A 17819-nucleotide genomic window follows, 5' to 3' on the forward strand; every position below is an offset into this window, starting at 1 on the left:
GACTTGACTTAATTACGCACTAAACTGCTGTTCGTAAATACTCTTCTACCTTATTTTTGTATTCCTCTTTCAAGGCTTCATCAATAAAGCTGGCATTTATCGCATTCAGTGTAAATTGAGCGATCTCACGATGAGACATTTTATGAGCGTCACTGACAGCTAGAAAATTGTCCGTCATATAGCCGCCAAAATAGGCAGGATCATCGGAGTTAATAGTGACCGCTAATCCCTTTCGAAGTAGCTCTACAATATTGTGATCTTCCATCTTATCAAACACTTTCAGCTTGATATTAGACAGTGGACATACGGTCAGCGGCATTTGTGATTCGATTAGCTCTCTCATCAGCGCATCGCTTTCAACGCAGCGTACTCCGTGATCAATTCGGCTAATACCAAGCATCTCGATAGAATCGACAATATTCTGTGCGGGCCCTTCTTCCCCGGCATGAGCTACCGTCAAAAAGCCTTCCTGCTGCGCCATTTTAAATACACGTGCAAACTTCTCTGGCGGATGCCCTTGCTCTGAAGAATCAAGACCGACGCCAATAATTTTGTCTTTGAATGGCAGCGCAGCCTCTAAGGTTGCGATAGCCGCCTCTTCGGAAAGATGGCGTAAGAAGCACATAATTAACTGCGAACTGATACCTAACTCACTATGACCCTGTTGAAGTGCTCGGTCGATACCACTAATCACCACATCAAAAGGGATACCACGGTCGGTATGAGTCTGAGGGTCAAAAAAGACTTCGGTATGGATAACGTTATCTCGATGACAGCGTTCTAAATACGCCCACGTTAGATCGAAAAAATCCTGCTCAGTTTGCAGCGCGTTTGCACCTTGATAATAGATATCAAGGAAAGATTGTAAATCATCAAACTCGTACGCTTTACGCAGTTCTTCTGGGGAAGAATATGGCAAGGAAAGGTTGTTACGCTGTGCCAGCTTAAAGAGTAGTTCTGGCTCTAGAGACCCTTCGATATGAAGGTGTAACTCGACTTTTGGAAGACCTTGAATAAATGCGTTCATATACCACCTATTATGCTTATGAGAGCCTTATCGGCTTATGGGGCTTGCGGATGCACTTACTCTGAGTATAGGAACAGATGAAGAAAAGTTTCGAACGCCAATACAAAGAGTAAAGACAGCAATGCCATCCTAACTCTTCGTAATCAGCACTTTACGGGAACTGGTAGAGACCCCCAAACCATATCATTGGGGTTATACGAAGCTGCGAAGGACTGTATCAAATGATGAAGGTCGTTGACAACCTACAGCCCCTCGCTTTGAACTAAAAACTGAAATTAGTCTTCAAATGAGCCCGTAGTGGCAAGCTCTTTGAACCAAACACCGTGCTTCTTAGGAATTCGGTTGCCAGTCTCTAGATCTAGACGGAAAAAGCCGTAGCGACGCTTAAATGAATTCAGCCAAGACCAGTTATCGATAAAGGTCCACTGATGAACACCAAAGCAGTTTGAGCCCTCTTCAATCGCCTTGTGAAGCTGTACAAGGTGCTCTTTCATCAAGCCTGTGCGGAATGAATCGTCAATCAGACCATCAGGACCTGGCTGCCCTTCAGACTCAAGATCCATCGCAATACCGATTTCAGCTAGATACCAAGGAATATTGCCGTAGTTATCTTGAACGTTTTTAGCGATATCGTAGATAGCCGTCGGCAAGATTTCGTTATTGTCGCGATATGGGTTGAATCGACCCTCTGGGTTTACGTAATTCTCGAAGTAAACTTCTGGCGTAAAGTAGTCTAGTTCATACTCAGATTCGCGCGCTTTAACGCGGCGCGGAACGTAGTAGTTCACACCCAAGAAATCGACCTTCGCAGTCGTGATGGCTGTGATTTCTTCGGACGTAGTCTCTGGCGTCACGCCCTGCTCAGCCAACACATCACATAGCTCTAGAGGGATCTCATTCTTCACCATTGGGTCAAGGAAACTACGGTTGAACAGAAGATCCGCATACCATGCCGCTTTTTTGTCTTCTTCACTGTCGTTTCTCGTGTACGACGGCGTTAGATTAAGTACCACACCGATTTGCGAGTTTTCCAGCTCCAAAGCGTTGAAACGATGTACTGCCTTCGCGTGAGCAAGCATGATGTTGAAAGCGACCTGAACGGCAAGTTTGCCATCTTTCTTGCATGGGTAATGGAAGTCGTACAAATAGCCGCCCTCTACTGGCACGATTGGCTCGTTGAACGTGATCCAATGCTTCACCTTGTTACCGAAGAGTTTAAACGCAGTCTCTGCGTAGTCAGCAAATAGGTCGACGACTTCCTTTGACTCAAAGCCGCCAAACTTCTCTTGAAGTTCTGCTGGCATATCAAAGTGGTAAAGGTTCATCATTGGCTCAATGCCGTTAGCGATCATTTCGTCAATGTAGTTGTTGTAGAACTCAACAGCGTCTTGGCAGACCTCGCCCGTTTCGTAGTCTTTGATGAGTCGAGACCACTGAATAGAGGTACGGAACGAGTTGAAGCCGACTTTTTTCATATCTTGTACGTCTTCTTTGTAACGGTGATAGGTATCCGTTACCGTTTGAGAGCCGATGCCACGATAAAAACGCTCTGGACTTTGTTGGTGCCAAAGATCCCAAATAGAATCGTTAGCTTTGTTTGTAGTGCCTTCCGTTTGAATGCCAGACGCAGCCGCGCCCCACAAAAAATTTTGCGGAAAAGTGTATGTCGTCATCTTACTAACCTTGTCTATTCAAAAAATGTTTCAAAGCGCCAATCAGATTGGCGTCGTTACCAAATTGTGTGAGTGCAGGGACTGGGCGTATTCGAGCAATAGGAATACTTGATTGCAGCTCGTCCAGTTTGCGATTGATATTGTCAATTAATCGAGGGCTGCGACTAACCGCCCCTCCAAGAAGAATACGTTTTGGATCCAAAGAGTACTGGACGTTAAAGAGAATGGTGGCAAGGTCGCGATACCAATGTTCGACCATAGGCACCACATCGCTGTCACCCTGCTCGTAGAGCGAAAAGACTTGGATACCATCAACTTCTTCGACTTTTTGGTTCTTCGCCTTCGCAACGTTTTCGACGAGCGCACGAGTTGACGCAGCATTTGAATAAGTGAGAGGCTCGCCATCTTCAAAACGAAGGACACAGTAGCCAAACTCACCGGCATGCAAATGCGTACCCTTGATGACCTCGCCGTCACGTACAATCGCGCCGCCGATGCCAGAGCCCAAAACCAGTAAGCAAAATTCGTCATCGTCTTGCCCAGCTCCGAGCCAATCTTCAGCTAGTGCAGCGCAGCAGCCGTCGTTTTCTAGCTCAACCGGTAAGTCGAATCGTGCTTGATAAAGAGAACGAACATCGATGTCATGAATATAAGGTAGAGCACTTGCCCCCTCAATCACTCCAGAATCCACATTCACTGCACCGCAAGTACTGATTGCGATACCTTTTAGTGCAAATCGTGCCGCAAGCTCATCGAACTTGGGCGCAAGGGTGTCGAGCCATTGATCATAGCTTGCCGCTTTGCTGGGTAGCGAAAACCTGTCATGGATCTGTGCATCTCTCGACATGACCGCACCTTTCACCGATGAGCCACCAAAATCTAGAACTAAGAAGAAGTCGTCTTTTTGCATCATAGTCGTTATTACGTAATCGTTAATCATCTACTTAAAGTGTGTGCAAAAAGGCGGCACCACGGACGCCAGATGAATCACCGTGCACGCTTTTTACAACCTGAGTCGTCACCGCTTTTGTGAAGGTATATTGCGAGAGCTTTTGTTGAACCAAAGGGTAAACCTCGTCCACGTTTGACATCCCACCACCGAGCACAATCACTTCAGGGTCAACAAAGTTAACAATAGCGCCCAAGGTTCTCGCAAGTTGATCGCAGTACAAGTCGAAGTGGGCGACGGCACGAGCATCGCCTTTGTGGTAGAGCGCCATGATCTCTCTCGAATCTGCCGGTTCATACTTCTCTGCGAAAGTACGCGCAAAACCCGTGCCCGAGACAAATGACTCTGCGCAGTTCATCGACCCGCAATAACATTCGTGAGGCTTACCATCGACGTCCGGATTGAAATTGGGCAATGGGTTGTGCCCCAGCTCGCCACCAAGCTTGTTGAGACCAGTCACCAATCCGTTGTTTATCACCACCCCAGCACCACAGCCGGTACCGATGATGACTGCAACGCAAGAGTTGGTCGCATGCTTAGCAGCACCGTCTTTATACTCTGACAGCGCCAAACAATCTGCATCGTTAGCGATAGCAACCGGTACATCGATCTGCTTTTGAATATCACCAATAAAGTCCTGACCATTTAGCACGGTTACATTAGCACCTTGCATCAGACCATCGTTACCGACAGATCCACAACAGCCTATGCCGATGGATTCGATATTGCCATGTTGACTCACAGCTTCAATAACCGACATGACGCCTTTCAGAAAATCTGAGTAACTGTTCTTTGCCGTAGGCTCACGATGAACAACCAAGGTTTCGTAGCTGTTAGCATCGAGCCCGACGCCTTCTATTTTTGTGCCACCGATATCTAATCCTACTATCATGTTCTGCTCTCTTGGTTTGTCTGTTCGCCAGTCATTGAAAATGGATCCGCCAACATGTCGTTGGGTTAACTCTAATAAACCAAACTTTCTCTCGCTTCTAAAGGATGAGACTCTCAAAATCTCGCATCAGTCACAAAACTATATAGTTTTAGACTAAAACAAATGCAGTTATTAAGTTCAAACCTTTCGAACGTCTCTTTCACATTTGCCCTCTGCTCTTTCTAGCGCTAGAGACCTATAGTTTGAATATCGGATAACAAGGAGGTCTAACATGACTTCATACAGAACTATTCAACAAATCATTCCATCTCATGCCACATCAGATGGTGATGGCGTTAAAATTCGTCGAGTCCATGGATTTGATAACCGAGCGTTTTCGCCTTTCTTGATGATTGATGAGCTCAAGTCTGACGATAAAAAAGATTACGTTGGAGGCTTTCCTCCACACCCTCATCGAGGTATAGAGACATTGACCTACATGATGCAAGGTCACTTCCAGCATCGCGATCACATGGGTAACGTCGGGGAATTGCGCTCAGGCGGTGCACAGTGGATGGCAGCGGGTCGCGGTGTTATACACAGTGAAATGCCAATTATGGAGGATGGTGATCTGCATGGGTTCCAGATTTGGATCAACCAGCCAGCTCGAGACAAGATGAAACCTGCGCAATATCATGACTTCCAGCCAGAGACCATTACTGAACTGGAAAACAAAGGACTCGGCTTGGTACGCCTACTCTCCGGCGCACTGACCGTCAATGAGCAAGTGTTATCTGGACCACTAACCAAAACAGGTGTGCAAGCAACCGTAGCAGATTGGCGTGCGTCATCTGGAGATGAAATTCAAATTGGAACACCTGAACAGCATAACGCCATGGTGTATGTTTACCGAGGTGAAGTCTCAATAGATGAGAAAATTTTACGAACTGGTGAGCTTGCACTAGTCTCAAAAGGAGAGGCAATGGTAATTAAAGCTAACGAGAATGCCGGGGGGCTGATTTTCTTAGGAGAGCCAATCGATGAGCCTGTGGTGCATTATGGTCCGTTCGTCATGAATAGTGCTGAAGAAATACAGCAAGCGATCAATGACTACAACCGAGGTGAGTTTGAACGCTATTAACCGTTCTGCTCCAAGATAAGAATTACATTTGACACTACTATCCACTGCCTTGTGTCACGCATCGACCTTCTCAGTCGATGCGTTCTTTTTTATGCAAGCAGAGACTTTTATTGGCTTAAAGTCCCGCCGCTGCGATGTTTTACATTGTAAACTACTTACAAGTACTCACACAGATAAGCCGTCGCTTCTTCAACTTTCAAGTCAAAGCTAGAGTCACCTTCAACATCGAAAGCTTGACCGGAGGTATAGGTTTTCCACTCTTGAGTATTCGCTAGACGGACGATCAGCGCTCCCTTTACGACTGTCATTTTTTCTGGTGCAGCAGTACCGAAGGTATACTCACCCGGTGCCATTACACCCACACTGCTATCTCCATCAGCTTGAGTGAAACCCAGTGACTTAACACCGCCTTCGAAGTATGTGTTCTCTTTGATCATCTTGACTTCCTTGTAAATTACTTATGGCAAAACATCGTTTTACCTCACAAACTTATGTAAAACAAGTTATTGATCAATTGCTAGTCTCTATTGGTATAAATAACCACTATCTATTTTCTGAGAACACCTATGTCGAACCAAGAAAGTAAAGTGCCTACAAATCGGTTGTCACGTTTTGGCAAACTCGCCTCGCTAGCCACTAGAGTCACCGGATCCATGGTGACCGAAGGCGCAAAACAATTTGCTCAAGGCAAGCGACCCAAAGCACGTGAACTGTTGCTAACCCCAAGCAACGTGAAAAGAGTCGCCGACCAACTAGCACACTTGCGAGGCGCCGCCATGAAGGTGGGACAGCTCATGTCGATGGATGCAGGTGATCTCATTAGTCCAGAGTTAGCTGACATACTTGCTCGGCTGCGCTCTGATGCCTCACCGATGCCAGCTAGCCAACTCTCCGCGGTTTTATCTCAAGAGCTTGGAACGGATTGGAAGCAGAATTTTATCGAGTTCAACTTTAAGCCCATCGCCAGTGCTTCAATCGGACAGGTTCATCAAGCACACGCTGATGATGGCACCAAGCTCGCCATCAAAGTTCAGTATCCCGGCATCAAACAAAGTATTGATAGTGATGTTGATAACGTCGGAACCCTGCTTGGCGTAGTAGGCTTGATACCCAGGGACGTAGACTACAAAGGACTTCTCGAGGAGGCGAAGAAACAGCTCCATGCAGAAGCAGACTACCTGCTTGAAGCTAAGTTACTTGGGCAGTTTAGAGAATACCTTAGCTCATCGCCGCAGTTTGTTTTACCTGACGTAAGGGCGGAGCTAACGACCGACAGTGTTCTTGCTATGACCTACGTTACCGGTGTGCCTATTGAGTCACTCATAGAACATGATCAAGAGACCCGCGACCTGGTAGTCACGCTGCTTCTAGAGCTACTTTTCAAAGAGATTTTTGACTTCAAATTGGTTCAAACCGATCCAAACTTTGCAAATTTCTTGTTCGATGAGCAGCAGCGGAAAGTGGTGTTACTCGATTTCGGAGCCACCAGAAATTACGACGACAGAATAAGCGATGGCTATCGAATGGCATTCACTGCAATGCTCGAAGACGATGACCAAGGGCTATACAAAGCACTTCAGCAGATAGGTTTCTTCACTAACGACATTCTGCCAGAGCAAAGAGATGCGGTAATTAATCTAGTTAAACTCGCTGGTGAGCCGCTAAAGCATCAAGGAATTTATGATTTTGGTACCAGCAACCTTGCCCAGCGAATAAGTGAAGCTGGCACCGTACTGAGCATGGAGCAAGATTATTGGCACACACCACCAGCCGATGCGCTCTTCTTACACAGAAAGATAGGTGGTTTATATCTTTTGGCAGCTCGCCTTGAGGCAAAAGTCGATGTAAATCGTCTGTTTGTTCCTTTTAGGTTGATGGAAGTCCAAAAATAACAAAGTATTACAATCGCTCGCTTTCATTGACTATCTAGAAAAAGATAATGTTAAAGAAAGGTGAAAACTCGCCGATAATTCTTACAGAACGAAAAAGGAAGATCGTAGCGATGACAAAAATCAGGCATAAATCAGGGGCAAACCGAGACACCTACATGCTGGCAATCATCATGTCTGTCGTCGTCGTGCTCGCTGTCGCCCTTGGCTTCGCCTTTTATACCAGTCATCTGAACCACATTTCCCCAAAACGCGTCTATGGTAATTGGATAGAGATTGGTGCTCCAAAGCAAAGTACAGAAATCCTGACGTTTTCCGATGCCGGTGCTATGCGAAACCACAAACTCGTCACCACCTCGTTTCAATTTGATGGTCGAGTAGTCCGCCTTGAAACAGGCAGTGGCCATTGGGTGTATGAACGTGTGGGAACACCTCGCTCTCCACAGTTGCGCCGCATTCGCCCAGCACTTCCACCGCAGCGATTTATCTTAGAGGGCTACGAAGATACGGTTCCTATGGATGGCTACAATCCTGCGCAAAACCGCCGTTCTGCTCTTAGAGAGCATTTCTCAACAAAATAGCTCTACCCTGTTTTGCTTTGCTCTGGGGTGCAAAATATTTATCGCGTAGTTACTTTTCTTGATGCTTATCAAGCTTCAATTTAAATTCACATATCGGTCATCATTTGTTTCCTAAACTCTTAGTGAGCTCTTTAATTCCCTAAGGAGAGGACAATGATCAAAACACATCGCAACTTTACCCTTCATGGCACACCCAAGCATCATGCCCATGTTCATATCAATCCTATAGGCGAGCTAGATATCGACATTGTTGAATCACATGAACATCATCATACGGAGTTCTCATCTCTGTCTTTTAAACGCTCGAAACAATCTACCCTATTGCAAGGCGTGGACATCGACCAAAAAAAGTCATGGCAGTTGAAGCTTGATAACAAAGACGCTGAAGAGCTGACCACGATTATTCAACGTGCGAATGACGACTTTGAAGAGCTAATGCGAGATCTCTAACAATAGCGGCAATAGATTCGCTCCCCTACCGGACCTCTAAAAGGATTTAGCTATACGCTAAGTCCTTTTTAATTATGACATTTCCATGAACTATCGATAGACTGAATTCATTACTATACCGCCAACCAATCTATGACAAAAGTTGCCTCGATGTCTCCAATTAAAATCAACGCGTTACAATTTTTCACCCGAGAGAAATTCTATGGCATCACCTGCCTCGCAATCGTCGCTTCACTTATCTTTGTCGCGTCTCTAGCACTCTACCCCTTTCAACTCACCACCCCGGTTGGCCAGGTCCTAGGCTTTATCATGCAGTGCCTGTCCTACTCCGCGGGGCACCAAGGATTTTTATTCACATTAGGCATATTGGGTTTAACATTAATCTGGGTAACAAGAGGAACCAAGCATCGCACAATTTTGCTTGGTCAAATTGCGATTCTTCTTGTTTTAAGCTTCACAACCAAGACATTTCTTAAGCAGTGGACTGAAAGCCCGAGACCTTACACCGACGTCTTTGTTGAAGAGACAATAATCGACGCACAAGCCGATTTTTATGAACTGACGACCGATGAGAAGAATGAAGTTATCTCTAGGGTTGCTAATAGCGTAAGTGAATGGCGGACGAAGCACTGGGTTGGAGAGACCGATTATTCCTTCCCTTCTGGGCATACGATCTTTGTTGCCATTTGCGTGCTTTTCTTTGCTGGTATATTCGCAAGCCATCAACACAAACTGCTCGCTTCACTTGTGTGTATTTGGGCGGTAGGGGTTGCAATAAGCAGGCTCTGGCTTGGTATGCATAGACCAGAAGATTTGTTCGGTTCGCTACTCTTCGGGCTCATCCTTTATTTGATTGTCCCTAGCGCCAACTCTAAATTTCCATTATCATCGAAATAGAGAAATTGGAGAACACATATGCAAATCGAAGTCGCAGCAAAGGCGTTGAAAGAACTGGGTCATGTTACGCGCCTTGCCATCTACCGTCAGGTTGTTAAGGCCGGACACAAGGGTATTCCTGTAGGTGAAATACAAGAACGGCTAGACATTCCGGGATCGACACTGTCTCATCATATTTCTAGCCTAGCCTCCGCTAATCTCATCGAACAGAGACGAGAAGGTCGCACCCTGTTTTGTGTTGCCAAGTACGAGCACCTTGACGGTGTTATTCACTTCTTGCAAGACGAGTGTTGCATTGACGAAACGTGTTAACCCCTATTTTCACTACTATTGATAGCAGATAATAATAATTCTCACCCAGTGGGAATTATTATTCCAACAATAATCCTAAGCCCTCCTTTCCTAATAATCATATTCCGCTTGAATAAATAATAACCTTACAAAACCAGAAGATATTTTTCATTGTAATTACAGTACAACATGTTCCTACTCAGACTTGCACAATATTCTATACAGTTCAAAAATAAACCAATCAACAAATAACCTTTATCAATAAGTACTAATTTTATTAATAATAAGTGATACTATTCTTTAGTGCTAAACATCTAGAAACATTCATTAGCATTAGAAATGGAATTTACTGCATTCATAAGGTTAAGAGGAAATTTTTGTGAAACTGAACAATCTGTCGATTAGAGCGAAACTGCAAGCTCTCGTCGGCTTTGCCGTACTCATTCTCGTCTCACTCGGTACGTTTAATCTCATCATTCAAAAAGAATCAAGCTATGAGCAACGTAAAGACCGCGTTCGCTCTAATGTTGAAATAGCATACGCACTGGCCAACCATTACAAGACGTTAAGCAAGTCTATTGGCGAAACGCAAGCTAAAGAAGCGGCTGCCAAAGCAATAGAAGATCTTCGCTATGATGGTAACAATTACTTCTTTATTGCCACATCTGATGAAAATATCGTCATGCATCCAACCAATCCAAAATTAAATGGAACGAATGCAGGTAAACTCACTGACTCTAGAGGCAATTATTTCTGGCAAGAAATGAGTCGAATAGCAACCACACAAGGGAAAGGGTTTCTGACTTATTATTGGATAGGCAGCGATGGTAATGAATCTGAGAAGATTTCTTTTGTCGCTTATATACCAGAGTGGGACTGGATAATTGGCTCTGGTGTTCAAACGGCGGATATTGATAAAGCATTCCAAAGCCAATTAATCAAAGAACTCATCGTTGATGCAATTGCCGCTCTAGCACTCATTATTATTTGCTTAATTATTTCGCGAAACATCGTCAAGCCTATTGAAGCGCTAGTACAAAGAGTGCATAAGGTAGCGGATGGCGATCTCACGGTCGAGATGTCTAGTGATAGAAAAGATGAACTTGGGTACCTTAGCAATGAGCTAGCCAGAATGATGGCGACGCTGAAAGAGACGATTTCTGCTGCAAAGGCGTCCGCGGACTACTCAAGCCAACTGTCGAGCAGCATTGCCGCTTCCAGTGAGGAAACATCCACCAACATCGACTCACAAAGTCAGCAGCTTGAGCAGCTAGCAACGGCGATGAGTGAGATGTCGTCAACAATCCAAGATATCGCTGGTAACTCAGAGCGTACTTCATCAACAACTGAACAAAGCAAAGATTTTGCCGCTCAAGGCAGTCGTAGCATGGGTTACACACTCACCAACATTTCAGGCATTTCCGAAGATATCTCGAGTACCCACGAGTTAATGGAAGCTCTTAAACAAGGTGTAAATGACATTAGCTCAGTTGTGAACGTGATTCATGAAGTCTCTGAACAAACCAACCTCCTAGCACTCAATGCAGCTATTGAGGCTGCTCGAGCTGGCGAACAAGGTCGCGGCTTCGCAGTGGTTGCCGATGAAGTTCGCAACTTGGCAAGTCGTACTCAAGAGTCCACTGCTCAGGTACAGACCACTATTGACAAGCTGAATGAGCGCACAGATAGCGTGCTTGCAGTAATGTCATCGAATCAGACGAAGGTCACCGAGAGTGTTGAACTCGCTTCACAAACTCAAGAGAAGCTTGATACCGCGGTAGACAAGCTCAACGATACCTATGACATGGTCACACAAATCGCTGCCGCAGCCGAGCAGCAAGGCACTGTCGCGAATGACGTAAACGAAAACGTCAGCATTGTGCACTTATCTATCAGTGAAATTAGACAAGCCAGCCAAAGCCTCGCACAGCAATCTCAAGCCATGGCGGAGTCCTCTGCTGAGCTTACACAGAAACTCGCTTACTTCCGTATATAGAGACCAAGAAAAACGCTCCGCAGTTTAGCGGAGCGTTTTTTTAGAACTGAGTTACTTCTGATTGTAAACGAGCACAAAGGTGAGCGGGACACTCGTTGCGATTGAGGGTAACCCTGCCACTTCTCTTAGTTTCTCGATACCCACATCAAGCCCAAAGTCAGCAGCCTGAATAATCATAGGATCGGTCGAGACAATCACGACTTTATCTTCACTCATCTTCATCACGGTTAACTTTGTTGGGTAAGTCTTCTGCTTCCCATGCAGGTCTACGGTCACATCGTTAACAATACTGTAGATCCCACCAATATCACTATTATCCAACTCGCTCATATCCACGACGGTACTCACCGTTGCTTTGGCAAAATCGGCGACATTGAAAAGCATGGTTTGCATTCGCTCATTTCGGATTGGGATATTGGTTTCGACACTCGCTAGATCTATGACCAGTGTCGCTTTTCCGTCATCACTTATCGTGCCGGTCATTCCTTCAAAGTGATGTATTTCGCTTACACTATTGCTCTTAGTCGACACGAATTTTAACGTCGAGTTGTTGCTGTCTAGCATCCACTCTGCATGCGACGAAAATACGAATGCCATTGTCACTATAAATGTGGTTAATCGGACTATCATTGTGCTGCTTCCTCATGGCTGACTGACTCTATAGGTGTAGACCACGGATTTAATAATCTCCACACTGAACAGGTAATATGCTACTGTTTTTACATTCGCAATCAGTCGCTTAATAATAACAATCGGAGTCAGCATGAATCTCAACCTTGACGACCTCAGCCCGAATGCCATCTATCATCTAATGACACAAACCGTGGTTCCACGCCCCATCGCTTGGGTACTAACCGAATCCTCGTCAGAGAATTTTAACTTAGCGCCATTTTCCTATTTCGCCCCTATCTCCAGTAATCCACCACTACTGATGATCTCGATCGGTAAAAAGCCAGATGGAACCTTAAAAGACAGTGCAGTCAATGCGATAAAAAACAAACAACTCGTCATTCATATTGCTTCAACTCAAAGCGCTGAAATCATGACTCAAACCTCTGCCACTCTTGCTCACGGTCAATCTGAAGTCCAAGCAAGCGATATTGAGTTGCTCCCCTTCGATGGTTTTGAGTTACCTCGCGTAGCTCAGTGCCCAATTGCTTTTGGCTGTTCATTACATGATGTTATTGAAATGGGCAACACGCCCCAGCATCTGATCATTGCCAAAATTGAGCAGGTTTACATAGATGACAACGTCGTTAAACAGAACCAGGAACGACTGATCATAGATGCACTTAAAGTCGACCCACTTTCTCGACTTGGTGGTAATGATTACGCGACTCTAGAAAAAACAATTACCGTGAAACGCCCAACCTAGCGCGTCAACTGTTAGTAGTTGTTTCTGTTTGGTCTCCCTAGTGTCAACGATGACTAAAGACTATTCAAACTTGTGAGACATTCGTCAAACCAATAACTCGCTAACACTATTTTTGCATTGGTCTTTTATGGTTGCCGCCTACGAAATAGCAGTGGTAGCAAACATGAAAAAAATAATTATGATGGCATTGGCGCTGTGCGTGGGCTTTAGCTCAGTTGCCAAGGCAGATACCGGGGTTGGCCTTTTTGTTGGAGACCCGTATTGGGGTTTGGACTTCAAGCACAATGATCTGCGCTTCAATGTCAGCCTCGACGACCGTATGGGCTTTGGCGTCAACAAAACCTTCGGTATTCAAGATACACCAATCTACCTTTTTGTCGGCGGTCACTATGTCGATAGAAACAGTCGCTATATTGCGGTGACGCCGGGGATCGGTGCCGAGTTTCGCGTGAAACCCGTTGGATTTTACGTAGATGTCACTCCGGCAATTTATCTTGATGAATTTGAAATTGAACTAGAGGCAAGAGCCGGCTTTAGAGTGTATTTCTAGAAAAATAGGCTAAAGGCCGTACATACTAGATAAAAGAAGACCCAGTGGTATTAAAACTGGGTCTTTTTGGGTTCTGGTAACAGTAGATCAGTTATCTGTTAATCGGCTTTTTGCTAATTAACTAGAAGCTGTGATTTAGTCGCTTCATCCGTAAATGCTGCGTTCACACTGTTACGATAGATGTGCATGTAATCGTCTTCGCTCAAGTTGAACTGTTCCATCACTTTTTGTACTTCTTCCGTCATGGTGGTGTTGGAAACCGTTCTGTTGTCCGTGTTAATCGTTACAGGGATACCGCGCTGTCTAAAGTCTTCAATTGGATGAACATCCATACTCTCTACCGCTTTGGTCTGAACGTTACTACTTGGGCACGTTTCTAGCGCAACTTGTTTGTCGTGGACGAGATCAAAGGCAGCTTGATGAGTCGCGATATGGATACCATGCCCCACTCGCTCTGCACCCAGCATGGTAATCGCATCATACACGTTCTGACCTTCACCCTGCTCACCGGCATGAATGGTCACATTGAGACCTTTTTCTTTTGCATATTTAGCGAATGGGATGAACTTTTCGCAAAAGCCCAACTCTTCGCCACCAGCAAGATCAAACGCAGCCACACCTTTGCCCACGTATTGCGAACCAACATCAATGACATCATTAATTTCATCCGTTGGCATATGACGCAGTAGAGACAGGATAATATTGCCTTTAATGCCGTGAGCTTGTTCCGCACGCTTCATACCAGCAACAACAGAACCGATAATCTCTTCTACATTTAGCCCTTGCTCTCGATGTAACAAAGGACCAAATCGTACTTCCATATACGTAACGTTTTCTAGAGCAGCGTCTTCGTATACCTCAAAGGCGATACGCTCAAGTGCTTCTTTTGTCTGCATTACAGACAGTGGCAGGTCAAAGCGTTTTAGGTATTCAATCAGGTTTGGACAGGTTTCTGGGGCAATCATCATGTCACGGATGATTTCCACATCTGTACTAGGCAATTCGATGTTCTGTAGCTCCGCCAACTCGATAATAGTCTCAGGGCGAACACTTCCATCTAAGTGGCAGTGTAGGTCGATTTTTGGCAGTTGTTTATAATTCATCGTTACCTCTTTTTGGGATAATTGATAAGCCTCAGAATTTCCGTATGTTTATTCCGACTCCGTGCAGATAGGCTAACGAGCTCGTGTCTTCGTCAAATCCAACATACATGAGCGGATTTACCGAACTCAAGGGAATAACCCGCATTTATACTGATAAACTTAATACAAAACCACCCTAACTACCCAATATAGTGTGACTTTGTTCACTTTTATTTGAGTAAACGTTTGCGTATTCGTTTGTAATTTTGTGGTTTTACTCACAAACAGTTCTAGGACACTTCCACCACATTTCCCGACATTTCTTGCACAGACCCACAAACGAGAATTGCTTACATTACGCCCCGAAATCAAACACTCTTATAAATACGAAATGGGTAACAGAATGAAAAAGACAGTGGCAATCGCGATCTCAGCTTTAATGGCAACTAGTGCATGGGCAAACTCAGTAGAGCCAGGCTTCTACTTGGGTGGTGGTTTTGGTCTTACTGAAAGTAAGCTAGAGAACCAAGACATGTCAGCGTTCCCAACACTAGATGGTTCGCGTTCACTACGTGTATACGGTGGTTACCAGTTCAACCGTATCGTTTCTCTGGAAGGTGGTTACACTAACTATGGTGACCTTTCGCACGCAATGCTTCAAGGTGCTAATGCTAAGGTTACACCAAGTGCTTTCTCTGTAGCAGCTAACTTAGGTTACAGCTTTGATAATGGTCTACGCCCATTTGCTACTCTTGGTCTATCTCACGTAAACGTTGATCTTAAAGCAAATGGTCAATCAGAAAGCGATTCAGCATCTGGTTTCCGTTACGGCTTGGGCCTAGAGTACGCACCACAAATGATTGATGGTCTTGCAGTACGTGTTGCTTATGAAGCGGATGCATTCAAAGTAGACATGGGTGGTTCAAGCACAGACACATTCTCAGTAGGTTCTCTATACCTAGGTGCTTCTTACAAGTTCTAATCTAGAACTACTTAAGAAACAGACACTCAGCCCTTCCCCCCTTTCGGGCTGAGTGTGCATCATTCCCTCGGTTCCTTCTCATTATTCAGACCGGCAAACAATACACCGCTTTTAGGCATCCAGAACTGGCAACCTTCTCGCTTCATAGACGTCGGGTTTCCCCATGCTGTACAAAGATCTTTCTCGTTGTCTCTTTTTCTTTGAAACTGGCGACAGGTTCCACAAACAAATTCCATTTATCACTCTCCTCTCGTTCCACATTACCTTAGTTGGATATTCATCGAGTTGTATTGATTCATCGCAACTTACTCCAATGTAAGAATCTGCTTATTTTTCACCTCATGAGAAAGCCTCTGCTTAATTTTGTTCCCTTTCTTACCGGACAGGAATATAAATTGCGTAATCCTTTTTGATGATAGATAACGCCCATATGGGAAATGCACTACAGCCACCAACTCAGGTAAACGAAAAGCCATTGCAACTGCTTATGCAGGTTGCTGTATCCGATGAACCCGTATCTGCTAAGACTTTGAGCCAGCAGTTAGGTGTACCACTTAGTAGCCTTTACAGACATATCAAACTACTTAAAGAGTGGAACCTCATTGAAGAAAGTGCTCATGACAAAACGCTCATCGTCGGCCCTGCAGCTCTTTTACTGATGCACAGCTACCAATCAAGTCCTCACAACTTGGAAACGATTGAGAGCATTTTGTTCAGGCTACAGAAGCAAACGGGTGAGATGGCAGCCTACATGGTACCAGTGGGTTATCGAGCATTATGTGTCAGCCTACAAGAAAGTGCCCAAGCACTGCGTTGTAGCTATGTTCGTGGACAAAGCCAGCCTTTATTGCGCGGCGCATCGTCCAAGGTAATGCTGGCCTACCTGCCTGAAGCTCGACGCGAAAAGATCCTTCGCCATTTCGGAGAAGAAGCAAACGCCGAAGCTTGGCAAACTGAGTTGGATCAGATTCGCAAACAAGGATTTGCTATCAGTACATCTGAGTTTGACCCTGGAGTGACGGGCATCAGCGCACCTGTTACCAAGGGATCTAAGCTAATTGGTGCAGTTTCCATTATGGCGCCTGCTCATCGTGTAGAGGCGAACAAGGACAGATTCATTCTTCATGTATTACAGGCAGCCAGAGCGTTGCCTCCAGAAAGGTAATTCATCATGCTAAGCGTCTTCAAACAGTTATGGAAACGTCGCTATCATCCAGTAATGGACAACAAACTGTCACTCTTGACGGTATGCGAAGCGATTAAACCCCAGACCAATGCTCAGTTTGAAGACGCCGAATCTTTGCTTGATACGGCTTACGATTGGCTTAGCGCTCAACATTATTCTCATTCAATGAGAAACGCTGGGCATTTCCCTATTCTTACTGCCTACAAGAGTGAGCGACCATACTTTGAAAATCCGATGGCTAGCCATGACTTCAAAGAGAAGTTAATTGAGCAATTAACCGTTGGCGCGATGCCTTTGCTGATTTCTAACTGCCACGAAGCCTTGCTCGATGTCTTTCCAAGTCTGCTCATTGAGCGAGAAGAAGTCGGTATCATCAATATCAACGCTCATCTTCTAATGGATCAGTGTCTAGATTTGACCATGGGCTCAATGCTGCACTTCGCCTTAAATCGATTCAATGAATGTCGTGCCTTTCATATTGGCATTGATGGCAGCAAATGCGACAAAAAACAGCTAGAGTATGCAGAAGATATGGGGTGCGACTGGCTCATGGCAGATGAAGTGAACTATCGAAGTCGCGCGTTACTCAAAGAGCAACTGGCGCGCTTTATTAGTCATTGCGACAAGCTCGTGCTCACGATTGATCTGCCTTCGATCTCAAAACACAACTCAAGCAGTGAGAAGCGAAAGCTGGATATTGCCATGGTATTAAGAGCACTTCGTCAGTGCCTGGCATCAAACAAAGTGTTGCTCATTCAACTCGTTGGGGCGCAAGAGCAACACATATATTCCAAAGCAACCCAACTGTTGGTCCAGGAGATTGGTGAGTTTTATCAATGAAGCGACCGCGAACAAACTCTCAGAGTTGTTCGAATAAAT

General features: G+C 45.1%; 20 protein-coding genes and 1 riboswitch. Of the genes, 12 read left to right on the forward strand and 8 right to left on the reverse strand.

Translation table 11 applies throughout. The annotated features are described in order from the left end of the window. Nucleotides 1-19: 19 nt before the first annotated feature. The 4 genes from LY387_RS17415 to LY387_RS17430 all read right to left on the reverse strand — a co-directional run bounded on the left by LY387_RS17415 (nt 20) and on the right by LY387_RS17430 (nt 4541). Complete coding sequence (locus tag LY387_RS17415) at nt 20-1027, reverse strand: adenosine deaminase (protein ID WP_234497016.1); 1008 nt, start codon at nt 1025-1027, stop codon at nt 20-22. Nucleotides 1028-1147: 120 nt separating this feature from the next. Beyond that, nucleotides 1148-1247, reverse strand: a riboswitch (purine riboswitch). Nucleotides 1248-1302: 55 nt separating this feature from the next. After that, complete coding sequence (locus LY387_RS17420) at nt 1303-2700, reverse strand: glycoside hydrolase family 1 protein (protein ID WP_234497017.1); 1398 nt, start codon at nt 2698-2700, stop codon at nt 1303-1305. Nucleotides 2701-2704: 4 nt separating this feature from the next. Next, a complete protein-coding gene (locus tag LY387_RS17425) occupies nt 2705-3613 on the reverse strand; it encodes an ROK family protein (RefSeq protein ID WP_234497018.1) in 909 nt (302 codons plus the stop codon). A 31-nt stretch (nt 3614-3644) separates the two neighbouring features. After that, the gene (locus tag LY387_RS17430; RefSeq protein WP_234497019.1) at nt 3645-4541 is read right to left on the reverse strand and encodes an ROK family protein; all 897 of its coding nucleotides are present in this window, start codon (nt 4539-4541) and stop codon (nt 3645-3647) included. A gap of 271 nt (nt 4542-4812) precedes the next feature. Between LY387_RS17430 and LY387_RS17435 the strand changes: the two genes are divergently transcribed. Further along, nucleotides 4813-5661: a pirin family protein gene (locus tag LY387_RS17435; protein WP_234497020.1), complete on the forward strand. Its 849-nt coding sequence runs from the start codon at nt 4813-4815 to the stop codon at nt 5659-5661. Nucleotides 5662-5816: 155 nt separating this feature from the next. On the opposite strand, the gene LY387_RS17440 is transcribed toward LY387_RS17435, so the two are convergent. Further along, nucleotides 5817-6098: a pyrimidine/purine nucleoside phosphorylase gene (locus tag LY387_RS17440; RefSeq protein ID WP_042471137.1), complete on the reverse strand. Its 282-nt coding sequence runs from the start codon at nt 6096-6098 to the stop codon at nt 5817-5819. Between the two features lie 129 nt (nt 6099-6227). On the opposite strand from LY387_RS17440, the gene LY387_RS17445 reads away from it, so the two are divergent. The 6 genes from LY387_RS17445 (at nt 6228) to LY387_RS17470 (ending at nt 11765) form a co-directional block, all read left to right on the forward strand. Beyond that, nucleotides 6228-7553 carry an ABC1 kinase family protein gene (locus LY387_RS17445; protein WP_234497021.1) on the forward strand — a complete coding sequence of 442 codons (1326 nt, stop codon included), beginning with the start codon at nt 6228-6230 and terminating at the stop codon, nt 7551-7553. 110 nt (nt 7554-7663) lie between these two features. Continuing rightward, nucleotides 7664-8131, forward strand: coding sequence for a DUF2850 domain-containing protein (locus tag LY387_RS17450; protein WP_234497022.1), 468 nt, complete (start codon nt 7664-7666; stop codon nt 8129-8131). A 153-nt stretch (nt 8132-8284) separates the two neighbouring features. Beyond that, on the forward strand, nt 8285-8581 hold the full coding sequence (locus LY387_RS17455; RefSeq protein ID WP_128650728.1) for a hypothetical protein: 297 nt from the start codon (nt 8285-8287) through the stop codon (nt 8579-8581). Nucleotides 8582-8731: 150 nt separating this feature from the next. After that, nucleotides 8732-9478 carry a phosphatase PAP2 family protein gene (locus tag LY387_RS17460; protein WP_234497024.1) on the forward strand — a complete coding sequence of 249 codons (747 nt, stop codon included), beginning with the start codon at nt 8732-8734 and terminating at the stop codon, nt 9476-9478. An 18-nt stretch (nt 9479-9496) separates the two neighbouring features. Beyond that, nucleotides 9497-9790 carry an ArsR/SmtB family transcription factor gene (locus LY387_RS17465; protein ID WP_042471124.1) on the forward strand — a complete coding sequence of 98 codons (294 nt, stop codon included), beginning with the start codon at nt 9497-9499 and terminating at the stop codon, nt 9788-9790. Between the two features lie 358 nt (nt 9791-10148). Beyond that, nucleotides 10149-11765: a methyl-accepting chemotaxis protein gene (locus tag LY387_RS17470; protein WP_234497025.1), complete on the forward strand. Its 1617-nt coding sequence runs from the start codon at nt 10149-10151 to the stop codon at nt 11763-11765. A 51-nt stretch (nt 11766-11816) separates the two neighbouring features. On the opposite strand, the gene LY387_RS17475 is transcribed toward LY387_RS17470, so the two are convergent. After that, nucleotides 11817-12395: a YceI family protein gene (locus LY387_RS17475; RefSeq protein ID WP_234497026.1), complete on the reverse strand. Its 579-nt coding sequence runs from the start codon at nt 12393-12395 to the stop codon at nt 11817-11819. 133 nt (nt 12396-12528) lie between these two features. On the opposite strand from LY387_RS17475, the gene LY387_RS17480 reads away from it, so the two are divergent. Together LY387_RS17480 and LY387_RS17485 are read left to right on the forward strand one after the other, a co-directional pair. After that, complete coding sequence (locus tag LY387_RS17480; RefSeq protein WP_234497028.1) at nt 12529-13140, forward strand: flavin reductase family protein; 612 nt, start codon at nt 12529-12531, stop codon at nt 13138-13140. A gap of 163 nt (nt 13141-13303) precedes the next feature. After that, nucleotides 13304-13690, forward strand: coding sequence for a hypothetical protein (locus tag LY387_RS17485; protein ID WP_234497031.1), 387 nt, complete (start codon nt 13304-13306; stop codon nt 13688-13690). A gap of 113 nt (nt 13691-13803) precedes the next feature. Here the strand turns inward: LY387_RS17485 and add are convergent, their stop codons facing one another. Then, nucleotides 13804-14793: an adenosine deaminase gene (add, locus tag LY387_RS17490; RefSeq protein ID WP_234497033.1), complete on the reverse strand. Its 990-nt coding sequence runs from the start codon at nt 14791-14793 to the stop codon at nt 13804-13806. Between the two features lie 382 nt (nt 14794-15175). Between add and LY387_RS17495 the strand changes: the two genes are divergently transcribed. Beyond that, a complete protein-coding gene (locus tag LY387_RS17495) occupies nt 15176-15754 on the forward strand; it encodes an outer membrane protein (protein WP_234497035.1) in 579 nt (192 codons plus the stop codon). Between the two features lie 59 nt (nt 15755-15813). Here the strand turns inward: LY387_RS17495 and LY387_RS17500 are convergent, their stop codons facing one another. Next, entirely contained in the window at nt 15814-15990 is a 177-nt protein-coding gene (locus tag LY387_RS17500) for a hypothetical protein (protein WP_234497038.1), read from the reverse strand. A 194-nt stretch (nt 15991-16184) separates the two neighbouring features. Between LY387_RS17500 and LY387_RS17505 the strand changes: the two genes are divergently transcribed. Both LY387_RS17505 and LY387_RS17510 read left to right on the forward strand, forming a co-directional pair. Further along, entirely contained in the window at nt 16185-16919 is a 735-nt protein-coding gene (locus tag LY387_RS17505; protein WP_234497043.1) for an IclR family transcriptional regulator, read from the forward strand. 6 nt (nt 16920-16925) lie between these two features. Beyond that, nucleotides 16926-17780 (forward strand): arginase family protein, encoded by an 855-nt coding sequence (locus LY387_RS17510; RefSeq protein ID WP_234497044.1) that lies wholly within the window; start codon nt 16926-16928, stop codon nt 17778-17780. Nucleotides 17781-17819: the final 39 nt, after the last annotated feature.

The sequence above is a fragment of the Vibrio maritimus genome (assembly GCF_021441885.1).
GTDB lineage: Bacteria > Pseudomonadota > Gammaproteobacteria > Enterobacterales > Vibrionaceae > Vibrio > Vibrio maritimus_B.

Excerpts from the sequence above, each read along its gene's own strand:
- LY387_RS17420 (WP_234497017.1), bottom strand. The coding sequence starts at position 2,700 with ATGACGACATACACTTTTCCGCAAAATTTTTTGTGGGGCGCGGCTGCG.
- LY387_RS17430 (WP_234497019.1), bottom strand. The coding sequence starts at position 4,541 with ATGATAGTAGGATTAGATATCGGTGGCACAAAAATAGAAGGCGTCGGG.
- LY387_RS17495 (WP_234497035.1), top strand. The coding sequence starts at position 15,176 with ATGAAAAAGACAGTGGCAATCGCGATCTCAGCTTTAATGGCAACTAGT.
- LY387_RS17425 (WP_234497018.1), bottom strand. The coding sequence starts at position 3,613 with ATGATGCAAAAAGACGACTTCTTCTTAGTTCTAGATTTTGGTGGCTCA.
- LY387_RS17485 (WP_234497031.1), top strand. The coding sequence starts at position 13,304 with ATGAAAAAAATAATTATGATGGCATTGGCGCTGTGCGTGGGCTTTAGC.
- LY387_RS17465 (WP_042471124.1), top strand. The coding sequence starts at position 9,497 with ATGCAAATCGAAGTCGCAGCAAAGGCGTTGAAAGAACTGGGTCATGTT.
- LY387_RS17500 (WP_234497038.1), bottom strand. The coding sequence starts at position 15,990 with ATGGAATTTGTTTGTGGAACCTGTCGCCAGTTTCAAAGAAAAAGAGAC.
- LY387_RS17415 (WP_234497016.1), bottom strand. The coding sequence starts at position 1,027 with ATGAACGCATTTATTCAAGGTCTTCCAAAAGTCGAGTTACACCTTCAT.
- LY387_RS17480 (WP_234497028.1), top strand. The coding sequence starts at position 12,529 with ATGAATCTCAACCTTGACGACCTCAGCCCGAATGCCATCTATCATCTA.
- LY387_RS17475 (WP_234497026.1), bottom strand. The coding sequence starts at position 12,395 with ATGATAGTCCGATTAACCACATTTATAGTGACAATGGCATTCGTATTT.
- LY387_RS17460 (WP_234497024.1), top strand. The coding sequence starts at position 8,732 with ATGTCTCCAATTAAAATCAACGCGTTACAATTTTTCACCCGAGAGAAA.
- LY387_RS17510 (WP_234497044.1), top strand. The coding sequence starts at position 16,926 with ATGCTAAGCGTCTTCAAACAGTTATGGAAACGTCGCTATCATCCAGTA.
- add (WP_234497033.1), bottom strand. The coding sequence starts at position 14,793 with ATGAATTATAAACAACTGCCAAAAATCGACCTACACTGCCACTTAGAT.
- LY387_RS17505 (WP_234497043.1), top strand. The coding sequence starts at position 16,185 with ATGGGAAATGCACTACAGCCACCAACTCAGGTAAACGAAAAGCCATTG.
- LY387_RS17445 (WP_234497021.1), top strand. The coding sequence starts at position 6,228 with ATGTCGAACCAAGAAAGTAAAGTGCCTACAAATCGGTTGTCACGTTTT.
- LY387_RS17450 (WP_234497022.1), top strand. The coding sequence starts at position 7,664 with ATGACAAAAATCAGGCATAAATCAGGGGCAAACCGAGACACCTACATG.
- LY387_RS17440 (WP_042471137.1), bottom strand. The coding sequence starts at position 6,098 with ATGATCAAAGAGAACACATACTTCGAAGGCGGTGTTAAGTCACTGGGT.
- LY387_RS17435 (WP_234497020.1), top strand. The coding sequence starts at position 4,813 with ATGACTTCATACAGAACTATTCAACAAATCATTCCATCTCATGCCACA.
- LY387_RS17455 (WP_128650728.1), top strand. The coding sequence starts at position 8,285 with ATGATCAAAACACATCGCAACTTTACCCTTCATGGCACACCCAAGCAT.